The organism is Domibacillus enclensis (assembly GCF_900156125.1).
Lineage (GTDB): Bacteria > Bacillota > Bacilli > Bacillales > Domibacillaceae > Domibacillus > Domibacillus enclensis.
This window is the reverse complement of sequence record NZ_FTLX01000003.1, coordinates 159,883-179,822: the sequence shown is the minus strand read 5'-3', so window position 1 is coordinate 179,822 and position 19,940 is coordinate 159,883. Positions and strand designations below refer to the sequence as shown.

Annotated in this window: 23 protein-coding genes; 6 read left to right on the top strand and 17 right to left on the bottom strand. The window is 46.0% G+C overall.

Annotated elements, in window-relative coordinates:
• Positions 1–44: 44 nt before the first annotated feature.
• Together BW952_RS07655 and BW952_RS07650 are read left to right on the top strand one after the other, a co-directional pair.
• Positions 45–1,685 carry an ABC transporter permease gene (locus BW952_RS07655; RefSeq protein ID WP_045851458.1) on the top strand — a complete coding sequence of 547 codons (1,641 nt, stop codon included), beginning with the start codon at positions 45–47 and terminating at the stop codon, positions 1,683–1,685.
• Positions 1,686–2,366 (top strand): ABC transporter ATP-binding protein, encoded by a 681-nt coding sequence (locus BW952_RS07650; protein WP_045851459.1) that lies wholly within the window; start codon positions 1,686–1,688, stop codon positions 2,364–2,366. It abuts the gene before it with no gap.
• Here BW952_RS07650 and BW952_RS07645 read toward each other — a convergent pair.
• The 3 genes from BW952_RS07645 to BW952_RS07635 form a co-directional block, all read right to left on the bottom strand.
• A complete protein-coding gene (locus BW952_RS07645; protein ID WP_045851460.1) occupies positions 2,353–3,228 on the bottom strand; it encodes a ketopantoate reductase family protein in 876 nt (291 codons plus the stop codon). The two genes, BW952_RS07650 and BW952_RS07645, sit on opposite strands and share 14 nt — an antisense overlap.
• A gap of 80 nt (positions 3,229–3,308) precedes the next feature.
• Positions 3,309–3,482, bottom strand: a complete 174-nt coding sequence (gene rpmF, locus BW952_RS07640) for a 50S ribosomal protein L32 (protein ID WP_076496248.1) — start codon at positions 3,480–3,482, stop codon at positions 3,309–3,311.
• Between the two features lie 62 nt (positions 3,483–3,544).
• Positions 3,545–4,075, bottom strand: coding sequence for a YceD family protein (locus BW952_RS07635; RefSeq protein WP_045851461.1), 531 nt, complete (start codon positions 4,073–4,075; stop codon positions 3,545–3,547).
• Positions 4,076–4,222: 147 nt separating this feature from the next.
• Here BW952_RS07635 and BW952_RS07630 point away from each other — a divergent pair, with 147 nt between their 5' ends.
• Positions 4,223–5,407 (top strand): nucleotidyltransferase, encoded by a 1,185-nt coding sequence (locus BW952_RS07630; RefSeq protein WP_045851462.1) that lies wholly within the window; start codon positions 4,223–4,225, stop codon positions 5,405–5,407.
• On the opposite strand, the gene BW952_RS07625 is transcribed toward BW952_RS07630, so the two are convergent.
• Complete coding sequence (locus BW952_RS07625; RefSeq protein ID WP_331428868.1) at positions 5,399–6,427, bottom strand: SepM family pheromone-processing serine protease; 1,029 nt, start codon at positions 6,425–6,427, stop codon at positions 5,399–5,401. The two genes, BW952_RS07630 and BW952_RS07625, sit on opposite strands and share 9 nt — an antisense overlap.
• A gap of 154 nt (positions 6,428–6,581) precedes the next feature.
• Between BW952_RS07625 and BW952_RS07620 the strand changes: the two genes are divergently transcribed.
• Entirely contained in the window at positions 6,582–7,703 is a 1,122-nt protein-coding gene (locus BW952_RS07620; RefSeq protein WP_045851463.1) for a nucleoside recognition domain-containing protein, read from the top strand.
• A gap of 18 nt (positions 7,704–7,721) precedes the next feature.
• Here the strand turns inward: BW952_RS07620 and coaD are convergent, their stop codons facing one another.
• From coaD to BW952_RS07605, 3 genes are all read right to left on the bottom strand, one after another.
• Positions 7,722–8,213, bottom strand: a complete 492-nt coding sequence (coaD, locus tag BW952_RS07615) for a pantetheine-phosphate adenylyltransferase (protein WP_045851464.1) — start codon at positions 8,211–8,213, stop codon at positions 7,722–7,724.
• Positions 8,210–8,782 carry a 16S rRNA (guanine(966)-N(2))-methyltransferase RsmD gene (gene rsmD, locus BW952_RS07610; RefSeq protein WP_045851543.1) on the bottom strand — a complete coding sequence of 191 codons (573 nt, stop codon included), beginning with the start codon at positions 8,780–8,782 and terminating at the stop codon, positions 8,210–8,212. The genes coaD and rsmD overlap by 4 nt, the downstream gene beginning before the upstream one ends.
• A 105-nt stretch (positions 8,783–8,887) precedes the next feature.
• Positions 8,888–10,291 (bottom strand): hypothetical protein, encoded by a 1,404-nt coding sequence (locus BW952_RS07605; RefSeq protein WP_045851465.1) that lies wholly within the window; start codon positions 10,289–10,291, stop codon positions 8,888–8,890.
• Positions 10,292–10,429: 138 nt separating this feature from the next.
• On the opposite strand from BW952_RS07605, the gene BW952_RS07600 reads away from it, so the two are divergent.
• Positions 10,430–10,807 carry a DUF7147 family protein gene (locus tag BW952_RS07600; RefSeq protein ID WP_045851466.1) on the top strand — a complete coding sequence of 126 codons (378 nt, stop codon included), beginning with the start codon at positions 10,430–10,432 and terminating at the stop codon, positions 10,805–10,807.
• Positions 10,808–10,847: 40 nt separating this feature from the next.
• Here the strand turns inward: BW952_RS07600 and BW952_RS07595 are convergent, their stop codons facing one another.
• From BW952_RS07595 to BW952_RS07585, 3 genes are read right to left on the bottom strand one after another with little or no spacing between them, the layout of a single operon-like run.
• Positions 10,848–11,123 (bottom strand): YlbG family protein, encoded by a 276-nt coding sequence (locus BW952_RS07595; RefSeq protein ID WP_045851467.1) that lies wholly within the window; start codon positions 11,121–11,123, stop codon positions 10,848–10,850.
• A gap of 43 nt (positions 11,124–11,166) precedes the next feature.
• On the bottom strand, positions 11,167–11,607 hold the full coding sequence (locus tag BW952_RS07590; RefSeq protein ID WP_045851468.1) for a YlbF/YmcA family competence regulator: 441 nt from the start codon (positions 11,605–11,607) through the stop codon (positions 11,167–11,169).
• 35 nt (positions 11,608–11,642) lie between these two features.
• Positions 11,643–12,641: a CAP domain-containing protein gene (locus BW952_RS07585; protein WP_045851544.1), complete on the bottom strand. Its 999-nt coding sequence runs from the start codon at positions 12,639–12,641 to the stop codon at positions 11,643–11,645.
• 232 nt (positions 12,642–12,873) lie between these two features.
• Here BW952_RS07585 and BW952_RS07580 point away from each other — a divergent pair, with 232 nt between their 5' ends.
• Complete coding sequence (locus tag BW952_RS07580; protein WP_045851469.1) at positions 12,874–13,230, top strand: YugN family protein; 357 nt, start codon at positions 12,874–12,876, stop codon at positions 13,228–13,230.
• Between the two features lie 63 nt (positions 13,231–13,293).
• Here BW952_RS07580 and BW952_RS07575 read toward each other — a convergent pair whose 3' ends face one another.
• The 7 genes from BW952_RS07575 to cyoE all read right to left on the bottom strand — a co-directional run bounded on the left by BW952_RS07575 (position 13,294) and on the right by cyoE (position 19,812).
• Positions 13,294–13,758: a DUF420 domain-containing protein gene (locus BW952_RS07575; protein ID WP_045851470.1), complete on the bottom strand. Its 465-nt coding sequence runs from the start codon at positions 13,756–13,758 to the stop codon at positions 13,294–13,296.
• A gap of 60 nt (positions 13,759–13,818) precedes the next feature.
• On the bottom strand, positions 13,819–14,724 hold the full coding sequence (ctaG, locus tag BW952_RS07570; RefSeq protein WP_045851545.1) for a cytochrome c oxidase assembly factor CtaG: 906 nt from the start codon (positions 14,722–14,724) through the stop codon (positions 13,819–13,821).
• Positions 14,725–14,871: 147 nt separating this feature from the next.
• Positions 14,872–15,204 carry a cytochrome c oxidase subunit IVB gene (gene ctaF / locus BW952_RS07565; RefSeq protein ID WP_045851471.1) on the bottom strand — a complete coding sequence of 111 codons (333 nt, stop codon included), beginning with the start codon at positions 15,202–15,204 and terminating at the stop codon, positions 14,872–14,874.
• A 3-nt stretch (positions 15,205–15,207) separates the two neighbouring features.
• A complete protein-coding gene (locus BW952_RS07560; RefSeq protein WP_045851472.1) occupies positions 15,208–15,837 on the bottom strand; it encodes a cytochrome (ubi)quinol oxidase subunit III in 630 nt (209 codons plus the stop codon).
• A complete protein-coding gene (locus tag BW952_RS07555) occupies positions 15,837–17,717 on the bottom strand; it encodes a cbb3-type cytochrome c oxidase subunit I (RefSeq protein WP_045851473.1) in 1,881 nt (626 codons plus the stop codon). The genes BW952_RS07560 and BW952_RS07555 overlap by 1 nt, the downstream gene beginning before the upstream one ends.
• Positions 17,718–17,750: 33 nt before the next feature.
• Positions 17,751–18,839 carry a cytochrome c oxidase subunit II gene (gene coxB / locus BW952_RS07550; protein WP_045851474.1) on the bottom strand — a complete coding sequence of 363 codons (1,089 nt, stop codon included), beginning with the start codon at positions 18,837–18,839 and terminating at the stop codon, positions 17,751–17,753.
• A gap of 85 nt (positions 18,840–18,924) precedes the next feature.
• Complete coding sequence (gene cyoE / locus BW952_RS07545; protein WP_045851546.1) at positions 18,925–19,812, bottom strand: heme o synthase; 888 nt, start codon at positions 19,810–19,812, stop codon at positions 18,925–18,927.
• Between the last annotated feature and the right edge of the window lie 128 nt (positions 19,813–19,940).

The following is a 19,940-nucleotide window of genomic DNA, read 5'->3' as shown; positions in this document are numbered from 1 at the left end:
TCTAAAAGTAAGACATCCGCAATCTGCCCAAGAGAGGTATCCCTATGACAGTTTTTCGTTCAATCCGTCGCCGTACTAACAGCTGGTCCATTCTGAGCATCCTATTTACGCTGCTCATTTTATCTCCTGCGCTGTCCATCTTTGTTCAAATTTTTGAAAAGCCAAATGAAAATTGGGCGCATATTCAGGAATTCTTATTGAAAAACTATATTCAAAATACGCTCACTATTGTTTTGTTTACCGGCATCTTCTCCATTTTGATCGGAGTCAGCCTTGCCTGGCTGGTCACAGCTTATACATTTCCTTTACGCCGTTTTTTCAAATGGGGATTGATTCTGCCCCTGGCGATTCCTCCTTATATAGGCGGTTATACATACCACGGAATAGTAAACTACACAGGTATTGTGCAATCTACACTCCGGAACGAATTCGGCATTCACGCCAATCCGGTCTTTTTTGACATATTGAACATTCCTGGCGCGATTTTTGTTTTCACTATCTTTTTATATCCTTACGTGTACATCATTACGCGAGCTTACCTTGAGCAGCAGTCGGCTTCATTAATCGAAAATGCCCGTTTGCTTGGAAGCGGTCCGCTCGAGCTGTTTTTCCGCGTGATTATTCCGATCTCCCGCACCGCGATTATTGGCGGAGCCAGTCTTGTGATTCTCGAGGTGCTGAATGACTATGGCGTCGTGTCTTACTTCGGCATCCAAGTATTCACCACAGCAATTTTTCAAGCATGGTTTGGCATGGGCGATGTCGGAACGGCTATTAAACTGGCTGGTATTCTCATGTCCCTTGTGTTTCTTATCTTGTTTTTTGAAAAAGCGCTTCGCGGCAGAAAACAGTACAGTTACTCCAATGCAAAGGTCAGGCCGCTTGAGCCAGTGAGCCTTTCAAGGAAAAAAACCACGGTGCTTTTCGCTTATGTAACGGTCATTTTTATGCTTGGTTTTGCCATTCCGTTTGTGCAGCTTTTCCAATGGATGCTGCTCACCTATGAAAAAGTGATGAGCCCGGAATTCACCCAGCTGATCGCGAATTCTGTGTATGTTTCCATGGTATCTGCGTTTATCATTATGGCTGTCGCGCTTGTAATCGGAAACTTCACGCGGCTTTCGGATGGGATTTTGAGCAAAGCCATTTCACGGGTGACTGTGCTCGGCTACTCGATTCCCGGTGCTGTGATTGCGATTGGCGTTTTAACCTTTTTCTTATGGCTGGACCGTCGTTTAAACGTCTTATACGAGTGGCTGAATATCGACGCACCGATTATTTTAAGCTTAAGCTTGATTATGCTCATATTCGCCTATGTAAGCCGGTTCCTGGCGATTGGCTTTAACCCGGTTGATGCAGGCTTTGATAAGATCGGCCGCAGCTTTACAGAAGCTTCCAGGCTGCTTGGAAAGCCGTTATGGCGAACGTTCATTCAAGTGGATTTGCCGATGATCCGCAGCGCGGTTCTGGGCGGCTACACGCTTGTTTTTATCGAGGTGATGAAGGAGCTTCCCCTTACGCTTCTTCTGCAGCCGTTTAACTTTTACACGCTGTCGACGAAAGCTTTTCAATATGCGAACGACGAAGCGGTGCATGAAGCAGCGCTTGCCTCTATATTGATTATTTTTATTAGCGGCTTATCGATTTTCATGTTTCATGCCGTATTAGAAAAGGAGAAACGATAAATGGTGATGCAGCTTCACGATGTGACATTTACATACCGAAATGCGAAAGAACAAACAATCCGCCGCGTTTCGATGGCACTGGAGAAAGGTGAAATTGTGACAATTCTCGGCCAGAGCGGCAGCGGAAAAAGCACTGTGCTCCGGTTAATTGCCGGACTTGAAGTACCTGAGCAGGGCGAAATGGTGATTGAGGAACGGACCATATTCGATGCAAAAACGTTTATTCAGCCCGAAAAAAGAGGAGTGGGAATGGTCTTTCAGGATTATGCTCTCTTCCCTCATATGACTGTCGCTGGCAATATTAAATTCGGTTTAAAAAAGATGAAACGGACCGAGCGTGACGAACGGCTTGCTTCCGTTATTGAGCTAGTCGGCCTGACCGGATTCGAAAAGCGCTATCCCCATGAGCTGAGCGGCGGCCAGCAGCAGCGGGTCGCTTTAGCACGGGCGATGGCCCCAAATCCATCGATTCTGTTGTTTGATGAACCATTCAGCAACCTGGATGCGGATCTGCAGGTGAAGATCCGGGACGAGCTCCGCACCATTTTAAAAAAAACCGGCATCACCTCGATTTTTGTCACACATGATCAGGCAGATGCCCGCGCAATTGCCGACCGGGTGATTGTGATGGAAAAAGGCTCCATCATTAAAACAGGAACGCCAGCACTTATTCTTTCATAAGCGCTGGCGTTTTTCCTTTGATTAAATGATAGATCAATGTGAAGGCGGGTACTTGTATCCCTTTTTCAGCGGCTTCCGCAATCAACGCACCGACGATGGCGTCCAGCTCCGTTTCATGTCCCTTTTTCATATCTGAGAGCATGGAGGATTCATTTTGAGCGGTTTTTCGGCAAACGTCCATTACAGACTGAAACACATCCTCCGCCGTCCGACCGGGAAATGTCAAGGCGAATTCTTCACATAACTGCATGGCCGTGCTTCGGAAGTGGGGGTTGTCGGCAAGAACACCGTTTTGAACAGACAGGAGCGCGGTTAGCGGATTAATGACAGCATTCACCGCCATTTTCTCGAGCAGCATTTCCTTCGCTCCTTCCTGCCACTCAAACGCGAGCTGAGGTGTACATAAGGATTCCCAGACCGCCGGGCTTCCACCTTTCACACCAGCAATTTTCGTGGTGTTACGGCCGTTTACCTGGATCGTTCGTCCGTCCTGCCGGGCGATGCCGTGCATAACCGAAGCGGCATAAACCGCCGGGTGGGGAATCTCTTGTACTTTACGTAAGTGGCTCAGTCCATTTTGAATAAACAGAACAGATGAGTGAGCCGGGAGCACAGGCAGCACTGCATCGAGCTGATACTGCTTTACGGCTACAACCGTTAACGCCGTTTCAGTAGGGGCTGAGTCCGCCGTTTGCACAAAATGAATCGATTCACAGCCGTCCTCTATCACCCGGATTCCTTCTGCTTGAAGCCGGTCACGCTGCTCGCTTGTCCTCGTCTGAAGCGTTACCTGATGAAACCCGCTCCACTCTGCGGCAAAAAAAAGCCCGAGCGCACCGCCGCCAATAATATGAATATTCATCTCGTTCGCCTCCTGAAAAATAGGACAAAAAAAGCGGAGAGCCATGGCCTCTCCGCTTTTTTTGAAAGATACAATCAGTCTTATTTGCTAACGACTTCTTTGCCTTTATATGTTCCGCACTCTTTGCATACGCGGTGCGCAAGTTTCATTTCACCGCAGCTCGGGCATGAAACCATGCCTGGCACTTGAAGCTTAAAGTGCGTACGGCGTTTGTTTTTGCGAGTAGTAGACGTTCTTCTAAAAGGTACTGCCATGTGATATACACCTCCTTAACGGATTAAAAACTATATGAAGCCAGAATAGCTGTACTTCTCAATTACTCATCATCAGACGTAAAGAAGTTTTGAAGACCTGCCAATCTCGGATCAACAGCCGGCTTCTCTTTTTCAGGAAGCTGTTCTTCTTCTTCAAAAAACGCCCAATCTTTTCCTGACTGCACAACATGCTGATCGGCTTCTTCACTAAAAATTTGCATCGGCACTTCCAAGATAATCGCTTCTTCCAAAATAGGACGTAAATTAAGGACATTCCCATCCGGAAGGTGAACATCTTCCGCTTCATACGACTCGCCCTCTTCCGGCTTTAATAAAAAGCGTTCTGTCAGCGGAATCTCAAAAGCATATGGCACATCAACAAGTGTTCGTGAACAAGGAACAATCATCTCACCCGCTGCTTTCACATGGAAAACAATTTGATCATGACGAATATCTGCACGTCCCGTTACACGGACAGGCGAGATACGGCGTATGTCATTATCGAGTGCTGTGAGTTCAGATAGGTCAACTGTTTCGTTGATTTCAAGACCGCGGTCGCGGTGCTTTTGCAGTTGAATTATGGACCATTTCATTTAATCACCTCAAGGCAACAAAAGTAATTATAGCCCTGTCCGGAATGAATGTCAATATATTTTCTTTACAGTGAAATGCTTGTTTGACATTTCTTTCACCATCTTTGAAAATAAAAGAATCATCCCATCAGGAAAGGACTTTTTCCAATGAACGCAGCTGGCATCGTCGTTGAATACAACCCATTTCATAACGGGCATCTCTACCATATAAATGAAACAAGGCGTTTGTCAAATGCAGACACCTTGATCGCTGTAATGAGCGGTTCTTTTTTGCAAAGAGGCGAGCCTGCTCTCGTTGACAAATGGACACGAACAGCCATGGCTCTCCATCACGGCGTGGATGTGGTCGTTGAGCTTCCATACGTGTTTTCAACTCAAAAAGCAGAAACGTTCGCCAAAGGAGCCATCCAGATTCTCCATCACTTGCACTGCCAGTCGTTTTGCTTCGGGAGCGAAGACGGGCGTATTGAGCCGTTTCTTGAAACGGAACAAAAGCTGCATGACCATAAAAAACAGCTGGGTGCCCTTATACGTGCTTTCATGAAAGAAGGCATTAGCTACCCCGCTGCACAGACGAAAGCACGGCACGAGCTTTTCGGCGAGCACGGGCTGCCGCTTGATTTGTCCAAGCCGAATAATATACTGGGGTTTCATTACGTTCAAGAAAATACCGCTCTCGGATCGCCGCTTATGCCTTTATCTGTTTTGCGCAAAGGTGCGGGCTTCCATGATATGCAGGCTGCCGGTTCGATCGCGAGTGCCACGGCGATTCGGTCACATTTATTTTCAAATCGCCCGATTGACGGTTTGATGCCGGATCAAGCCGCTTCCCTTTTATCATCGCGTCCTCTTCACTCCTGGGAACATTACTGGCCGCTGCTCCGTTACCGGCTGATCAGTATGCCCACTGAGCGGCTCGCTGCGATTTATGAAGTAGAGGAAGGCATTGAAGGAAGGCTTATACAGGCTGCCCTGCAAAATGACTCCTTTCACTCCTTTATGGAGCAAGTGAAAACAAAGCGCTATACATGGACCCGCCTGCAGCGAATGATGACGCACATTTTAACCGACACGGATAAAGCGACGATGCAAAGCCATGAACAAGTGTCCTATATCCGGCTGCTCGGTATGACGGAAACAGGCCGTGCTTATATCCGGTCCATTAAAAAGGAACTGGCTGTGCCGCTCATTTCCCGCACTGCTTCCGGCCGCCACTTGCTGGAGCTGGATGTGAAAGCGTCGCGTGTGTATGCGGCAGCCTCTGGAATACCAGAGCACGACACTGCTTCTTTACTCGAGCAAGAATTTTCTCGTCCGCCGCTTTTACTTTGAAGCGGCGGCGTTTTGTAAATAAGCGACAGCGTCCGAGAACGTTTTAACAGGGATGATCACCATGTCTGTTCCAATGTCGTCAGCTGCTTGCTTTGCTTCCTCATAATTGGACACAGCACCCTTTTGCACCTGGTCATCCGGTGCGAAGAAATAGTCGGCTCCTGCCCGGTCTGCTGCGACCACCTTTTGGGCAATGCCGCCAATTCGACCAACCGTTCCATCCGCTGCCATCGTGCCTGTACCTGCCACCTTAAGGCCGGCGGCAACATCCTCTTCCATCAGCTGATCATAAATTTCAAGTGTAAACATAAGACCGGCTGACGGCCCGCCAATTTCTTCTGCTTCTAATGTCACCTTTGGGTCGCTTTTCAGCGTCCGGTCATCCGCCAGGCTGATTCCAAGCCCAGTTTTTCCATCTAATTCAGCAAACGATTGAACTTGAATGCTTTCCTCGAACTGTTTTTTATTGCGAGAATAAGCAATCGTCACCTTTTCCCCGGCTTTTTTTGACTGGATATAGTCTGTTAATTCTGCTGACGCTTTTATTTTGCGGCCGTCAATGGCGGTAATGCGGTCTCCCGCCTCCAAAACATCTTCGGCAGGCATTCCCGGGAAAATGCCGAGCACGTAAATGCCGTTGTATGTCCAATCGTACGATTTCCCTGCCTCATCAAACGCAACCGTAATCGCATTTTGCTGTGACGTATCCATTAAATGAAACTGACGGACATTATATTCATCATCCGATTCATGCGGATACCGCACCTGCTCCTTTGGCAAAATTTCTTCGTATTCGCGTAAATACGCCCATGCATACGAGTAAATGGTTGCCGGACCCATCCGAATCGTGGTCAGCATAAGGGTTCCCGTATCATTCTCATCTCCTTCCTCCACATGAACAATCGGGTCAAGCTCATGAGCGCCACCCGGCTTTGTTACATAATAAGGGAGCGGGATAAAGGCCGCCGCAATAATGAGCACCAGCAGCCCATACGTAAGCACGGTTTGTTTATTCTTCACATTTATTCTTCCTTCCATGCAGAATGCGGACTCTGTTTTTTTATCTGTCTCCATAGTCTATTCCAGATGACCGGACATATCCTTTTCGTACAGGCTCTTTTATTGTACAAAACTTTTGAATAAGACGCTTTATTTTGAACCCGGGAGGCATGTTATGTGGAAAAACTATGGAGCCGCCTTCATCGTTTCACTTTTTGCTGCCGCCTTGCTTTTATCGCCTGAAATCGGCTTGCAGTCAGCACGGTACGGGATGGACATCTGGTGGAAGACCGTTTTCCCTTCCCTTCTGCCTTTTTTTATTTTAACAGAATTAATGGCGGGTCTTGGCGTCATCGCTTTTTTCGGCTCACTGTCCAGCCGGATGATGCAGGTTTTCTTTCGGCTTCCCGGTCCGGCCGGCGTCAGCTGGATTTTATCTCTTGCTTCCGGCTTCCCATCCGGTGCACGCATGGCGGCCAGACTGCGCACCGAGGGGACCATTACGCGCATTGAAGCAGAACGTCTCGTTGCGATGGCTCATTCCTCTAACCCGCTGTTTATTTTAAGTGCGGTGGCGAGCGGATTTTTAAATAGTCCGGAAACAGGTTCCTTTATCGCCGCTGCTCATTACGGGGGTGCTTTACTGGTCGGCTTTTCCTTTCGCTTTTACGGCAGACAAAAAGGAAAAACGAAAGAAACCTCAGCAGGTGCTCTGCATGCCTTTCAAGCAGCAAGAAAAAAAGATGGACGGGCTTTCGGGTCCATGTTTGCCGATGCCGTTTTATCCTCCGTGCAAACCCTGATGCTGATCGGTGGTTTTATTCTCTTTTTTTCTGTTTTAACCGCTTTGTTGACCAGCTATGGCGCAGCAGGCTTGATTTTTTCAATGCTCCCTGTGCAGGAAACGAGTCTGCCTGTTTTCCAGGCGATGTTCAGCGGTTTTTTTGAACTGACCTCCGGTGTCAAGCAGGCTGCTGCTTCCACCCTTTCCTTGCCCGTCAGCTTGATTCTGATCAGTGCGATTCTCGGATTCAGCGGGTGGAGTGTACATGCTCAAGTAGCGGCCATTATTAGCAGCACAGATATACGCTACGGGCCGTTTTTAGCCGCCCGGTTTTTGCATAGCTTTTATTCGGTCGTTTTAATGCTTTTGCTTCTGTCCGTCCCTGTAAGAGTTCCTGCTTATTCTTTATCGCTTGTCCCGGAGCACGGCATGATGGTGACGCTTTTTTTCCTCGCCGCAGCATCCGCCCTGCTCGCTTTCCGCCAATCAAAAAGCCGGGGAAAAAAAGTGTAATCCTTTTCCCCGGCTTTATTAAGATAAATCGGCGAGACGCTTTTCGGTCAACGCTGCCTCTACTTCTTTCGGAACCAGCTCCGAAATATCCGCTCCGTACTTCGCCACTTCCTTCACAATACTGGAGCTGAGAAAGGAATACTGGCTGTTCGTCATCATAAAGAAGGTTTCCAGTTCATCACTGAGAACACGGTTCATCGAGGTAATCTGCATTTCATATTCAAAGTCAGAAACAGCCCGAAGCCCCCTTAAAATCGCTTTTGCCTTGATTTGTTTTGCGTAATCAACGAGAAGCCCCTGATAATGGTCCACTTCCACATTTGGAATGTGAGCGGTCACCTTCCGAATCAGCTCTGCCCGCTCCTCTGCCGAGAAAAGCGGCTTTTTGGATGAATTGCTTAAAATGACGACATAGACTTTATCAAATACTTTTGCCCCGCGCTGAATGATGTCCAGATGTCCATTCGTAATGGGGTCAAAACTCCCCGGGCATACCGCAATACTGGTCATTCCGTTCCCCCCTCATCGTCCGCTGCTTTATAAATAGACACGGAAATCATGCCGTACGTCTCATTCCGTGCACAAGAAAAGGGTCCGATTTGTTCAGGAAGCCGAACATCGGAACCGTGCTCACACATAATAAATCCACCGTTAGCGAGCAAGCCCTGCTCGGCAATGAAAAGCAGCATCGATTCAAGCTTTTGCTTTTTATAAGGCGGATCCAGAAAGATGCCGTCAAATGAAAGATCTCTTTTTACGATGGCCTTCAGTGCCCGATCCGCTTCATTTCGGTACACCTCGGCCTGTTCTGAGAGTCCCGCTGAGCGAAGATTTTCTTTTACCGTTTGAATCGCTTTCATATCACGATCAACAAAGATCATCTCATTAAATCCACGGCTTAGCGCTTCAATGCCGAGCCCGCCGGAGCCAGCGAACAAATCAAGGCCTTTGCCCCCCTCGAAATAAGGCCCGATCATATTAAAAATCGATTCTTTCACTTTATCTGTTGTAGGACGCGTATCTTTTCCCGGAACCGCTTTTAAGGGCAGCCCCTTTTTATCACCTGATATAATTCTCATGATTTTCAACCTGCCCATCGTTTTTCTCCGTTTATGGTATCATAAACAGCCAGGCAAAATCTAGACTTCTTCCATACAAGCATACCGGCGCCGGCATGCTTGCTTTTAAATTCCGTATGAAGCGAGGTCAATAGCCTCGTCACGTTCAACCACTTCGACGAGAAACAGCTTTTGAAACCAGATCTTATCAATATAAAGTGTACCGTCTATTTCTTGAAGCGCGGTTTCATAAAGAGCATACTGGTGTTCATTTAAAAGAACACGTTTTTCATTTACGTTTACGCGGAAGGTTTCAAATTCCTTTTTCAGCAGCAACTCTCCGCCGGATACAGTGCTCGCCGTATACCCGAGTGATGAGACTGCTTCTTTTAACGGAACGTACAGCAAGCCATCTTTTTTCTTTAAATGAAAGGACACAGGCTCTCCTTCCACCGTTACCGGACGCTCGTCGAAGAACACAAGCGGTGCGTCTGGTGTATTCACCTGCTTATTACGTTGAAAGAAATCGGTCTGTTCCCCTTTTACAGCAGAAAGAGCTTCATCAAGCTTTTCTGCCGTCACTTCTTTTCCTTTGAAACTGAATAGCGCCTGCTTCCATTTTTCTTGCTCGGATTCGGTTAGAGCACTCATCATGCGTTCATCCAACCGTGCCGCTTTCATATACATCGGCTGTGCATCATATAACGCCACCGCCACAAAGGAAGCAAGCCACTTTTCTTCCTCCGGAAAGATAAAATGCTTTTCCGCATATTGCGTGACGACTGCCGTTCGAATTCCTCTTAACTCGCTTTCTTTTCCGATAATCGTTAACCCGTCCAGTTGCCTTGGCTTCACGCTTCCAGTAATAATTACCGTTTGAGCGTCCATTTCATCCTTTGAAAATGGGAAAGAAATCGACTCTTTCGGTATGCTGACTGGTTCAGCTGAATAAACCGTCATTCCGGCGAATTCGGTTTTCTCCAAGGGACTTTTTTGCCAGAACAGCGGCGCTTGATGCCCCTCTCCTTTAAAAGAATAAAAATCAATCATTGACAACTGTTCATTGGCGGTTTGAGCTAATGAAGAAATCCATTGTCCGCCTTTTTTTGAATGATCGGTGACGAGCAGCTCCGTTTTGATGACATCAACGTTTTCAAGCACTGCCTGCCAGTTGGGTAACACGAAGGCTTGACCACCTGGTAAAGCCGGCAGCTTATATTGGACGGTGCTGACGCCGCCTGACGCCGTCAACGAAGCAGATTGCCCTCCCACTTCACAGTCTGTTCCATCCGCACAAGATATTTCCCGGGCATCTGCCGGAAAGATGACTTTAACCGTGGTACCATCAGGAATGGAGTAAAGCGTTTGCTTTACTTCAATCTCGTTCTTTTTTATGTCTAATTCCAGCAGCTGAGTGGCGACAATATTCCCGGATGCACTGGATAATTTTTCATAGCCAATCCATTGAACGGTTAGTAAAACCCCACAAACGACGAACAAAAACAGTGAAAATAAAAGGACTTTTTTCATGCATTCTCCGCCTCCATTAGGAAAGATGACTTATATTTGTATCATACCAAAAAAAAATGAGATTGACGATGAAATTTAACCGAAAAAGCGGCTGCAAATGCGTATAATAGAAAGGAATGAAATGGAGGGTTATATTACATGATTCAACGATTTATCGAGCTTGGAGAAGGCTATTCTGATTTATACGAGCTGCTGGCCATTGCAGAGCGCTCAGCTGATAGAGTTCAACACTTTTTAGCACTGCATACTGAAAATGGGTCCTCCTGTGCGATCATTTTATCGCCAACGATTACCGGCAGCTTCCAGCCTATTTACTTGTGCAGAGAAGGCATTCCCAATCCACACAAAAAAGAAAACGGCCGATTCCAGTTATTTAAAGAAGCGGCAGCCTCAGCCGGAAAGCCCGTGATCGAATTGGACGTAAAGCCTTCAAGTCAATTCGCGGAAAAAGATCTTTATTATCAATACTTAATCGGCATTCTGCGCTTAAACCATTACCTGGCCCCGCTGCAGTGACCGAAAAAGAGCCCTGTCGATAATGACAGAGCTCTTTTCGTTATACACCTATTTTATAATCGTATTCTTTTGCTTTATCCGGCCGTGAGTTTTCATAATCCACCTTGAGAAAGGGTTTTTCTGAAAAATCGACTTTTTTCACAAAGGAAAAATTTCCGATTTTTTGAGCCAGCTCTTCCGCTTCTGAATGGTTGCAATAAAGAACGGCGTATTTCATTTTTTTGGATACGTAATGGATATTTCCGTATTTCCGCAACGATTTAGCCGGCTTCAGCGAGTGAAGCCATACGATCAGTGCCTGACGTTCAGTCAGCATATCCCATTCCTCCTTTTATCCGTCGGCTTAAATGTTGTAGCTTTTATGCAGAACATCCGCATGATCCGCCGGTTCCACAGCTGCCGCAGCCGCTTGAGAACACAGAACCTGCTCCTGGTACCTTTACTTGCTCGGAAACGGAGCGGGCAACTAAAAGGCTGATGTCATCCAGCAGCTGCTGAAGATCGGTTTCAGCTCTTCGGAAAGCAGCGACATGTTCATCCATATCCATCTCACGCTTGGCCGTTCTCGTTTCCAGCATAATTTTCTTGTAATCCGGATGATAACGTCCGAAGCGCTGAACATCCTCGTAGTGATCTTTCAAACGGCTAAAGGCATCAATTTTATGTTTAACGGTTTCGACCGTATAAAGCTTTCGGTAGCACTCCTGATAGTTTCTTGCTTGCTCTGAGTGAAGAATCATGTCTCCAAGTTCTTCCGCTGCATCAGCAACATTTATAATATCAATCGTTGTTGCGATCATGATGAGACACCTCCATCGGCTTATTTTAACACAACTTACGGCGATCCGGTGAAAATTTGCGTGAAATGAGTTCGATAAGCACCCGTGCCATAAGAAGAAAACGAGTCGTTTAAAAGCAGCTCTCTTTCCTCCTGTGAATGAAGCCAGGCTTCCATTGCTGCAGGTGCATCCATGTAGTTTGCACTGATGAGCTCTTCAGCCGGCAGGCCGGTAATTCCCGCAGCGGCCAGTCGTTCTTCTATATTGCCGAAGCGTGGCGATTCATGGTCAAAAAAATCGGATTCGAACATATCCTTGCTGTGCGATTTCGCCAATTCATTTAATGTGGGCGACCAAACAATCGGGTTTACGCCCTCCTGTCTTCTGACAAGACTGGTCAGGTCAGCAAGCTGTGCGGCACTGCCAGTTTCAATATGTGTCCATAAAGAACGGCCTGGATAAGGCACTTCCGGCAATGTCCCTTCATACACAAGCTCATACGGCTTCATTTTAAGCAGGACATCTGTTGTCATAAACCGAATGCCTGAAAGCGTGCCTGACTGCTGGTCAATGTAGAGCTGTGCATAAAAATCACCAATAGGAATCAATGGCCGCACATTCAGCTCTTCTTCGGACAATTCAAAACGGTAATAGCTGTCATTGGCCCCGACGACAATTTCTGTTTCAGGATACCTTGAGCTGAAAATCTCATTTGACGAACGGTTTAAAGAAAACGGCTCAGTATTGATTTCCCCTTTGGCAAAAATGGTGACGACCTGGCTTTTTTCAATGCCCGCCATCATATAATATTGGTCCGCTTTGTAAATCCACCATTCGTAGCCATACGCAGATGGCTCCTTCCGAACAGGACTTCCGTATTTTTCAACGAGTACTTCAGCCGATTTCCCAATCAGAGCACCAGCCCCTTCAGCCGGAGCGGGATCCACTTCTGATGGCATAGCCGGATCCACTTGTCCGCTGTTTACAGGCGGCAGCGACGGGGGCTCATTGCTGCTTTCATCTATCGCTTTATCGGTGTAGATGCCGATCAGCATTAAAATTAAAAAAATCACTAATATTTTAAAAACGGAACGCAGATGATCATCTCCTTCAACTACCTGTCTTTCATCAGTATATCATTCCACATCATTGATTGAAAAAAACTTTCCTGATTGATCGTTTAAAAATTTGTCACGTCAAGCCATTGAAGCGCATTGCATGAAAGCGCCATTTCGACTATCATGGAAGATGAAGCAAAAAAACGAACAGGCAGGAAGGAGTACGATTATGAAATTTGAAAACACAAGCCTTGAAGGCACACAAATCGACTTAAACCAGCTGACTCATATCATGGAAGAACATGGAATGGTTCTCGCTGGACAATGGGATTATGAACGGGTTACATACGACCGGAAATTTGAACTTAAAGAAGGCGTGTATTATTTGCGTGTTTTCGGCTTTGCGGCCAAAGGCGACGTTGGTGCGGAAGATGCCATCATTGAAATCATGACACCGATGCTCGGCAAGCATTATTATCCGCATGGCGTAGAATACAGTGAAGATGAATATTTCCCCGAGTCGTTAGTCAAGACATGCGAAAAGCTGCTGGCTGATATTAAAGCGTCCACTCTTCATTACGTCTAACATAAAAAGTCTGTTAACGCAGCATAGAAAAAGCTTTCCTCTCGAAACAGAGGAAAGCTTTTTTTATTCTCCACCTAGAATGGCTTTAAAGACAGATGTTGTCGGGCCGCCTTTGTAAAATACGTAAAGCAGCAAGTAAACCGCTATGCCGGTAATGGCTGTGAAAAACCAGATGACACTCGTATACGGTCCGATTTTTCGGTGAAGCTTCAAGTTCGTTTTCAAACCGCTGATAATCGAAACAAGACCAAAAACAGCACCTGTTGTTGCCAGGCATATATGGAATATCAAAAAGATTGTGTAATACACTTTAATATCATCCGGACCGCCAAATGCGGTGTTGCCGATAAATAACGTCCGGCTTACGTAAATAATAAAAAAGGTGAGCGCAAAAACGCCCGCAAGCAGCATCGTTTTTTTATGCTGTTCGATTTTCCGCTGTTTAATCTGTGCCCATCCGATCGCTACAAAAATGGCACTCAACGCAATAAAAAATGTGCTGATTGTCGGTAATAGTGGTAGTGACATAATAAAATAATTCCTCGCTTCCGTATGTAAGGAAAGGAAATGGCGCACCATTCCCTTTTTTTATTGCATATTACGATGACGGGCAAGTGCCGCCTCCGTTATTTGATCTGCATCTTTTTCTTCTTTTCTCACCCACTCATAAAAGACCTGGGCCAGCACCACACCGTATACGATTTCTTGAATAATTTTCATGACAATGCCGCCTGTTTTCTGGTCTTCTACAACAGCCATATTGGAAAACAGTTCAGGTCCGCTTAAATTTAAGCCTGACAGTGTAGAGGCGGGTACACAAAGCTCCATTGCCTTTAACCAGGCTGATCCGTCCGAATAGGTCGCATAAAGAGGTGCGGAAGCAAAAATGATCAGCGCACAGGCTGGTGTGAGCAGTACCCCGTTAGCAAATATATAGCCGACTTTCTTTAATCCATCAAGCCCTCTGCTCTCCGGCTGCTCATTCACAAGCGGCCACCACATGCAAACTGCCAGGAAAAACAGGACAACGGTGTACAGGCTGTGCAAGGTTTCACTCATTTTAATAAAATCGAAAATGAGCGGAATGTGATAAAACGAAAACATGCCGTTAAACAAAATAAGCGCGATAAGCGGGCGTGTCGAAAATGAAAACAGCTGCTTGACGACTGGAAGCTCAATGACCGGCTTCCATACCCACCATGGAATGGCTTTGATCAGCATCGGTGGCACAACCAGGTAAAGCACACCCATCTGAACCATATGATACGTCATCATAATATGCCCCATCAAGTCAAGCGGTGAGCCCTTCACTGCATATAAAATGAGCATGGCACTTATAAAAAGAAGCGCCTGACGCTTTGTAAGCGGTTCACTTTGCTGGAAATCTTTCCGCCATTTAATTGTAACGAGAAAGTATAAAACCGTTATAAAAAGCAAAACAACAATAAAGTACGGACTCCAAAGTGCAGGAAATCCAAATATACTGATTGGCATCCTTTTCACCTCAATTGTATTCGATGCTTCTTTCATTATAGCGCGTGAAAATCCTTGTGACAACGCCATCAATTGACAAGTTCATGACAACAGAGGATTGAAAAATAAAAAAAGTGTTCTCCGTTAACCGGAGAACACTTTCCTTTTTTACCACCAAATGATGGTGACGAACGCAAGAATGGTGACGAATGCCACGATCACGCCAGAATACATAAACAGCTGGGGTGCTTCGTGTCCTTTATGGCTCATATGCATGAAGTAGTAAAGCTGGAAAATCACCTGCACAACAGCAAGCAATAAAACAAAGGGAACGATAAACCACTTTGAAAACCCAGCGCCCACTGCAGCAAAGGCAATGACCGTAAAGAAAATCATCATTGTGAATGTGATAACCTGCATTCTCATTTCTTCTGCATGCTTTTTCCGGCGGTATTCATACGTAACTTTAGGATCACCTGAATTCGGATGTAAATTCGCCATTCGTTATCCCACCATTCCCATTAAGTATACGACCGTAAAGATAAATACCCATACAACGTCAATGAAATGCCAGTAAAGGCTGGCTAAATAAAATTTCGGTGCATTGTACAGATTCAAGCCGCGCTTTGCATTTCGAATCATTAACGCAATGATCCAGGAAAGACCGAACACAACGTGTCCACCATGAAAGCCGACTAATGTGTAGAACGCTGACCCGAATGCACTGCTTGTAAACTTATGCTCATACTCATGATAGTAATGATTGAACTCGTAAATTTCGCACCCAAGAAACGCAAGGCCAAGTACAACTGTGATAAAAAGCCATTGCTGCATTTTCTTGAAGTTGTAATTTTTCATATGGTACATCGCAAAAACAGATGTTAATGAACTTGTTAAAAGAAGCATCGTCATTAAGAACACGAGCGGCAATTCAAACAAGTCTGCTGCTTTTGCGTGCGTGTCGCTCGGTACACTGTCTTTCAGCGCTAAATACGTAGCGAATAAAGAAGCGAAGAGCACGGTTTCGCCGCCAAGGAAAAACCAGAACCCTAAAAACTTATTTTTGCCTTCGAGCGTTGCCTGTTCAGGTGATTCGGGCCACGTTTGCGGCGTGAATTTTTGTTCAGCTGCCATTAATGGGTCCCTCCTTTGCCTGCATCATCAAGCAGCTCTTCTTTATGGATATGATAGCCGTGATCATCCTTAATGGAACGATACAGCATCGCACCAAATGTAATCAGCATTCCGATAATGAGTACCGGAATGGCCCAGCCCTTGCCTTCATCTGCATGGTACATGGCCCCGAATGCAGCAATGAAAAGACCAAGTGAAATAACAAACGGCATAAACGAGTTGTTCGGCATGTGAATATCGCCAATTGGCTCAGCCGGTGTCATTTCGGTTTTGCCTTCCAGCTTTTCAATCCAGAACGCATCCAGTCCGCGCACGAGCGGAAGCTGTTTAAAATTGTAATACGGTGTTGGTGACGGCAACGCCCACTCAAGCGTACGGCCGTCTTTCCACGGATCTCTTCCTACTTGTACATTGTTTTTCTGTGTAATGACAACATTAACGAGCAAAACAATGATCCCGAGCGCCATAAAAGCGGCACCGATCGAACTGATTAAGTTCCCGGTTTCAAGTCCCTGTCCTTCAAGGAACGTCCAAACACGGCGCGGCATTCCCATTAAGCCAAGGAAATGCTGGATGAAGAACGTTAAGTGGAAGCCGACAAGGAACAACACAAATGTGATTTTCCCCAGCTTTTCACTGAGCATCGTTCCGAACATAAGCGGCCAGTAGAAGTGCGCGCCGCCTAAAAGCCCAAGCACGATTCCACCAACGATTACGTAGTGGAAATGGGCTACGATAAAGTAGCTGTCATGGAACTGATAGTCCGCTGGTGCAGCAGCCTGCATAACGCCTGTCACGCCACCCATAACGAATGATGGGATGAACGCCACCGCGTAAAGCATCGGCACGGTAAATTCAATGCTTCCGCCCCAGATGGTTAAGATCCAGTTGAATATTTTGATTCCCGTCGGAACGGCGATGGCCATTGTCGCAACCGCAAAGATCGCATTGGCAATCGGGCCAAGACCGGTTGTAAACATATGATGAGCCCATACCATGAAGCCAAGGAAACCGATTAAAACTGTTGCGAATACCATAGATGAGTACCCAAACAGTCGCTTGCGTGCAAACGTTGGGAAGATTTCAGAGAAAATACCAAACGCCGGCAATACAAGAATGTACACCTCAGGGTGACCAAAAATCCAGAAAAAATGCTCCCAGATAATCGTGTTGCCGCCCATTGAAACATCAAAAAAGCCTGATCCAAACATACGGTCAAATATAAGCATAAACAAGCCGACCGTTAGTGGAGGAAACGCAAACAAGATAAGGGCAGATGCCACAAATGTTGTCCAAGTGAACAACGGCATTCTCATGTACGTCATACCCGGTGCGCGCATATTGATGATCGTAACCAAAAAGTTGATTCCGCCCATTAATGTCCCGAAACCGGAAATTTGCAGTCCGAGAGCGTAAAAGTCAATTCCGTGCCCTTCTGACGCGAGAGAAAGTGATGCGTAAGACGTCCATCCTGCATCCGGAGCGCCGCCCAAAAACCAAGATAGGTTCAGGAACAAGCCGCCGAAAAAGAACAGCCAAAACCCAAGCGCATTAATGAATGGGAAGGCAACGTCACGAGCGCCGATTTGAAGCGGCATCACCGCGTTCATAAAAGCAAATAGCAATGGCATGGCTGCCAGGAAAATCATAGTTGTACCGTGCATCGTAATAATTTCATTAAACAAACCGGCACTGACAAAGTCATTATTCGGTACAGCCAGCTGAATCCGAATCATCATCGCTTCAATACCGCCGACGATAAAGAAAAAGCCGCCAGCAAGTAAATAAAGGATTGCGATTTTTTTATGGTCAACTGTCGTTAAGTATTCCCAAACTGTACCGGCAAATCCCTTTTTTTGCGTGTGTGCAATGGTACTCAAGGTTTTACCTCCTTTACCCTAATTCCGTCATTATTATTGTTCTACTTTCAGACCCATTAAATAAGCAGCAAGCTGATCCAGTTCTTCATCAGATAATTCACCGTATGTACCAGTCATCTTGTTCCCTGGCTTGTACTGCTCAGGATCTTCAATCCAGTTTTTCAATTCTTCTTCGTTATGTTCTAAAATCCCGGCAACCATTTCCCGATCCCCAAATCCAGCAAGGTTCGGTGCTGTACGTGCCGGCTCCGGACGAGCATCAGCTGTTGTAACAGCGTGGCAGCTCAAGCATTTTTGGTTGAACACTTCTTGTCCTGCGGCTGCCGTTGGATCTGTTGGTGCCGCTTCTGCTGCTGCTGCATCAATGGCCTGCATTGAAGCTACCCATTGGTCAAACTCATCCTGTGGAAGTGCCTGTACTTTAAAGTCCATTAATGCATGGGAAGGACCACAAAGCTCCGCACATTTCCCGTAAAACAAGTTATCGGCATCGGCTGCTTTTTCGTTATCAAATTCAAGCCAAATTTGATTCACGTTTTCCACATTCGTATCGATCTTCCCGCCTGCAGCCGGAATCCAGAAGGAATGCTTTACATCTGATGCTTTAACGTTGAAATACACCTTTTGATCGGTTGGAACGACAAGATCCTGACTGGTCATAATCTTTTGGTTAGGATATTCAAATTCCCACCAGTACAAGTTCGCACGTACATTAATGACAAGCGCGTCTGTTGTACCGTCTTCATTTTTCTTATCCATTGCCTTCGTGTCAGCCAGGTCAAATGTGGCAATGACTGTTGGAATTGCCAAAATGATAAGCAAAAGAATCGGAATAACCGTCCAGACGATCTCCAAAATGTGACTTCCTTCTACCTGTTTTGGAATGCTCGTATCGCCCTTTTTACGGCGGAACTTAATGACGGCGACAGCAAACAAAATCGATACAACGATGACTACTCCGACCATGATCCATGTGCTGAGCATCATAAGATCATAAGCCGTCTGGCCTGCTTCACCAGCAGGAATCAACGTTGAAAGAAATGGTTCGCCACAGCCAGACAGAACAAGCGCCATCAAGCCGACAACTGTAAAAAGACGCCATTTTGTTAGCTTCTGTTTCATAGCGTATTACTACCCCTCTTTCGTGTAAAATGTAAACTAAAACAGTACGTATATGTGGATTTCTTCAAAAGAAAGAATTCCCTTGTTAAATAACGGCGACAATCACCATTGAAACAAAGATGATGGTTAAATACTGAAGTGAATAAATAAACATATATTTAGCCCATTTTAAATCATCTTTCGCCTTAAATCCGGTAGCAGCAAGCACGACCCAGCCAATATTCAGCACGGTTGCCAGAATGATAAAAGCTGTACCGAGCTCCGTCATGAAAAACGGCAGCGGCAAAAGAAAAAGTGTCCAAACGAACATATGCCGTTTTGTGACAGCAAACCCTTTCACAGTTGGAAGCATTGGAATGCCCGCTTTTCCGTATTCATCCGCACGCTTCATTGCCAGTGCGTAAAAATGCGGCGGCTGCCAGATAAACATAATTAAAAACAGCATCCAGGCTAGCACGTCAAGCGTCGGATCTACTGCCGCCCATCCAATCAGTGGAGGAACTGCACCTGAAACACTGCCTACAATCGTATTGCTCACATGGCGTCTTTTCGACCACATCGTATAAATGACAACGTAGCTGACAATGCCGATTACGCCAATGACCCCGGCTGTGAACGTTGTCATAAATAAAAGCGCTGAGCCGGCAAAGACGAGCGCAAGTCCGAGTATTAATACTTTTGAATAGCTGATTTTCCCTGTCACTGTCGGCCTTGTTTTCGTCCGTTCCATTAGAGGATCAATATCCCGGTCGATATAATTGTTTAAGCTAGCAGATCCTGCAATAATAAGGGCAGAACCGATCAATGTAAAAGCCATTGTGTCGAGATTAGACAAAAATGGGATATCATTTAAAATAAATGCCAGCCACATTCCCGTGAACACCGTTATCAAGTTGGAGTTCACGATGCCGATTTTGATCAGCGCCAGGAAATCCTTCATCGCTGATGTTTCCGGCACATCCGTTTTATTCATTGTTGTTGCGGCACGCGACACCTTTTCTCCCCCTTTCCTTATAACCACTCTCTGTTCTTACTATAAAGGATATAGACGCGCTTTTCTACACTATTTGAAAACATTTCAAAAACGATGGGCGCTCTCTT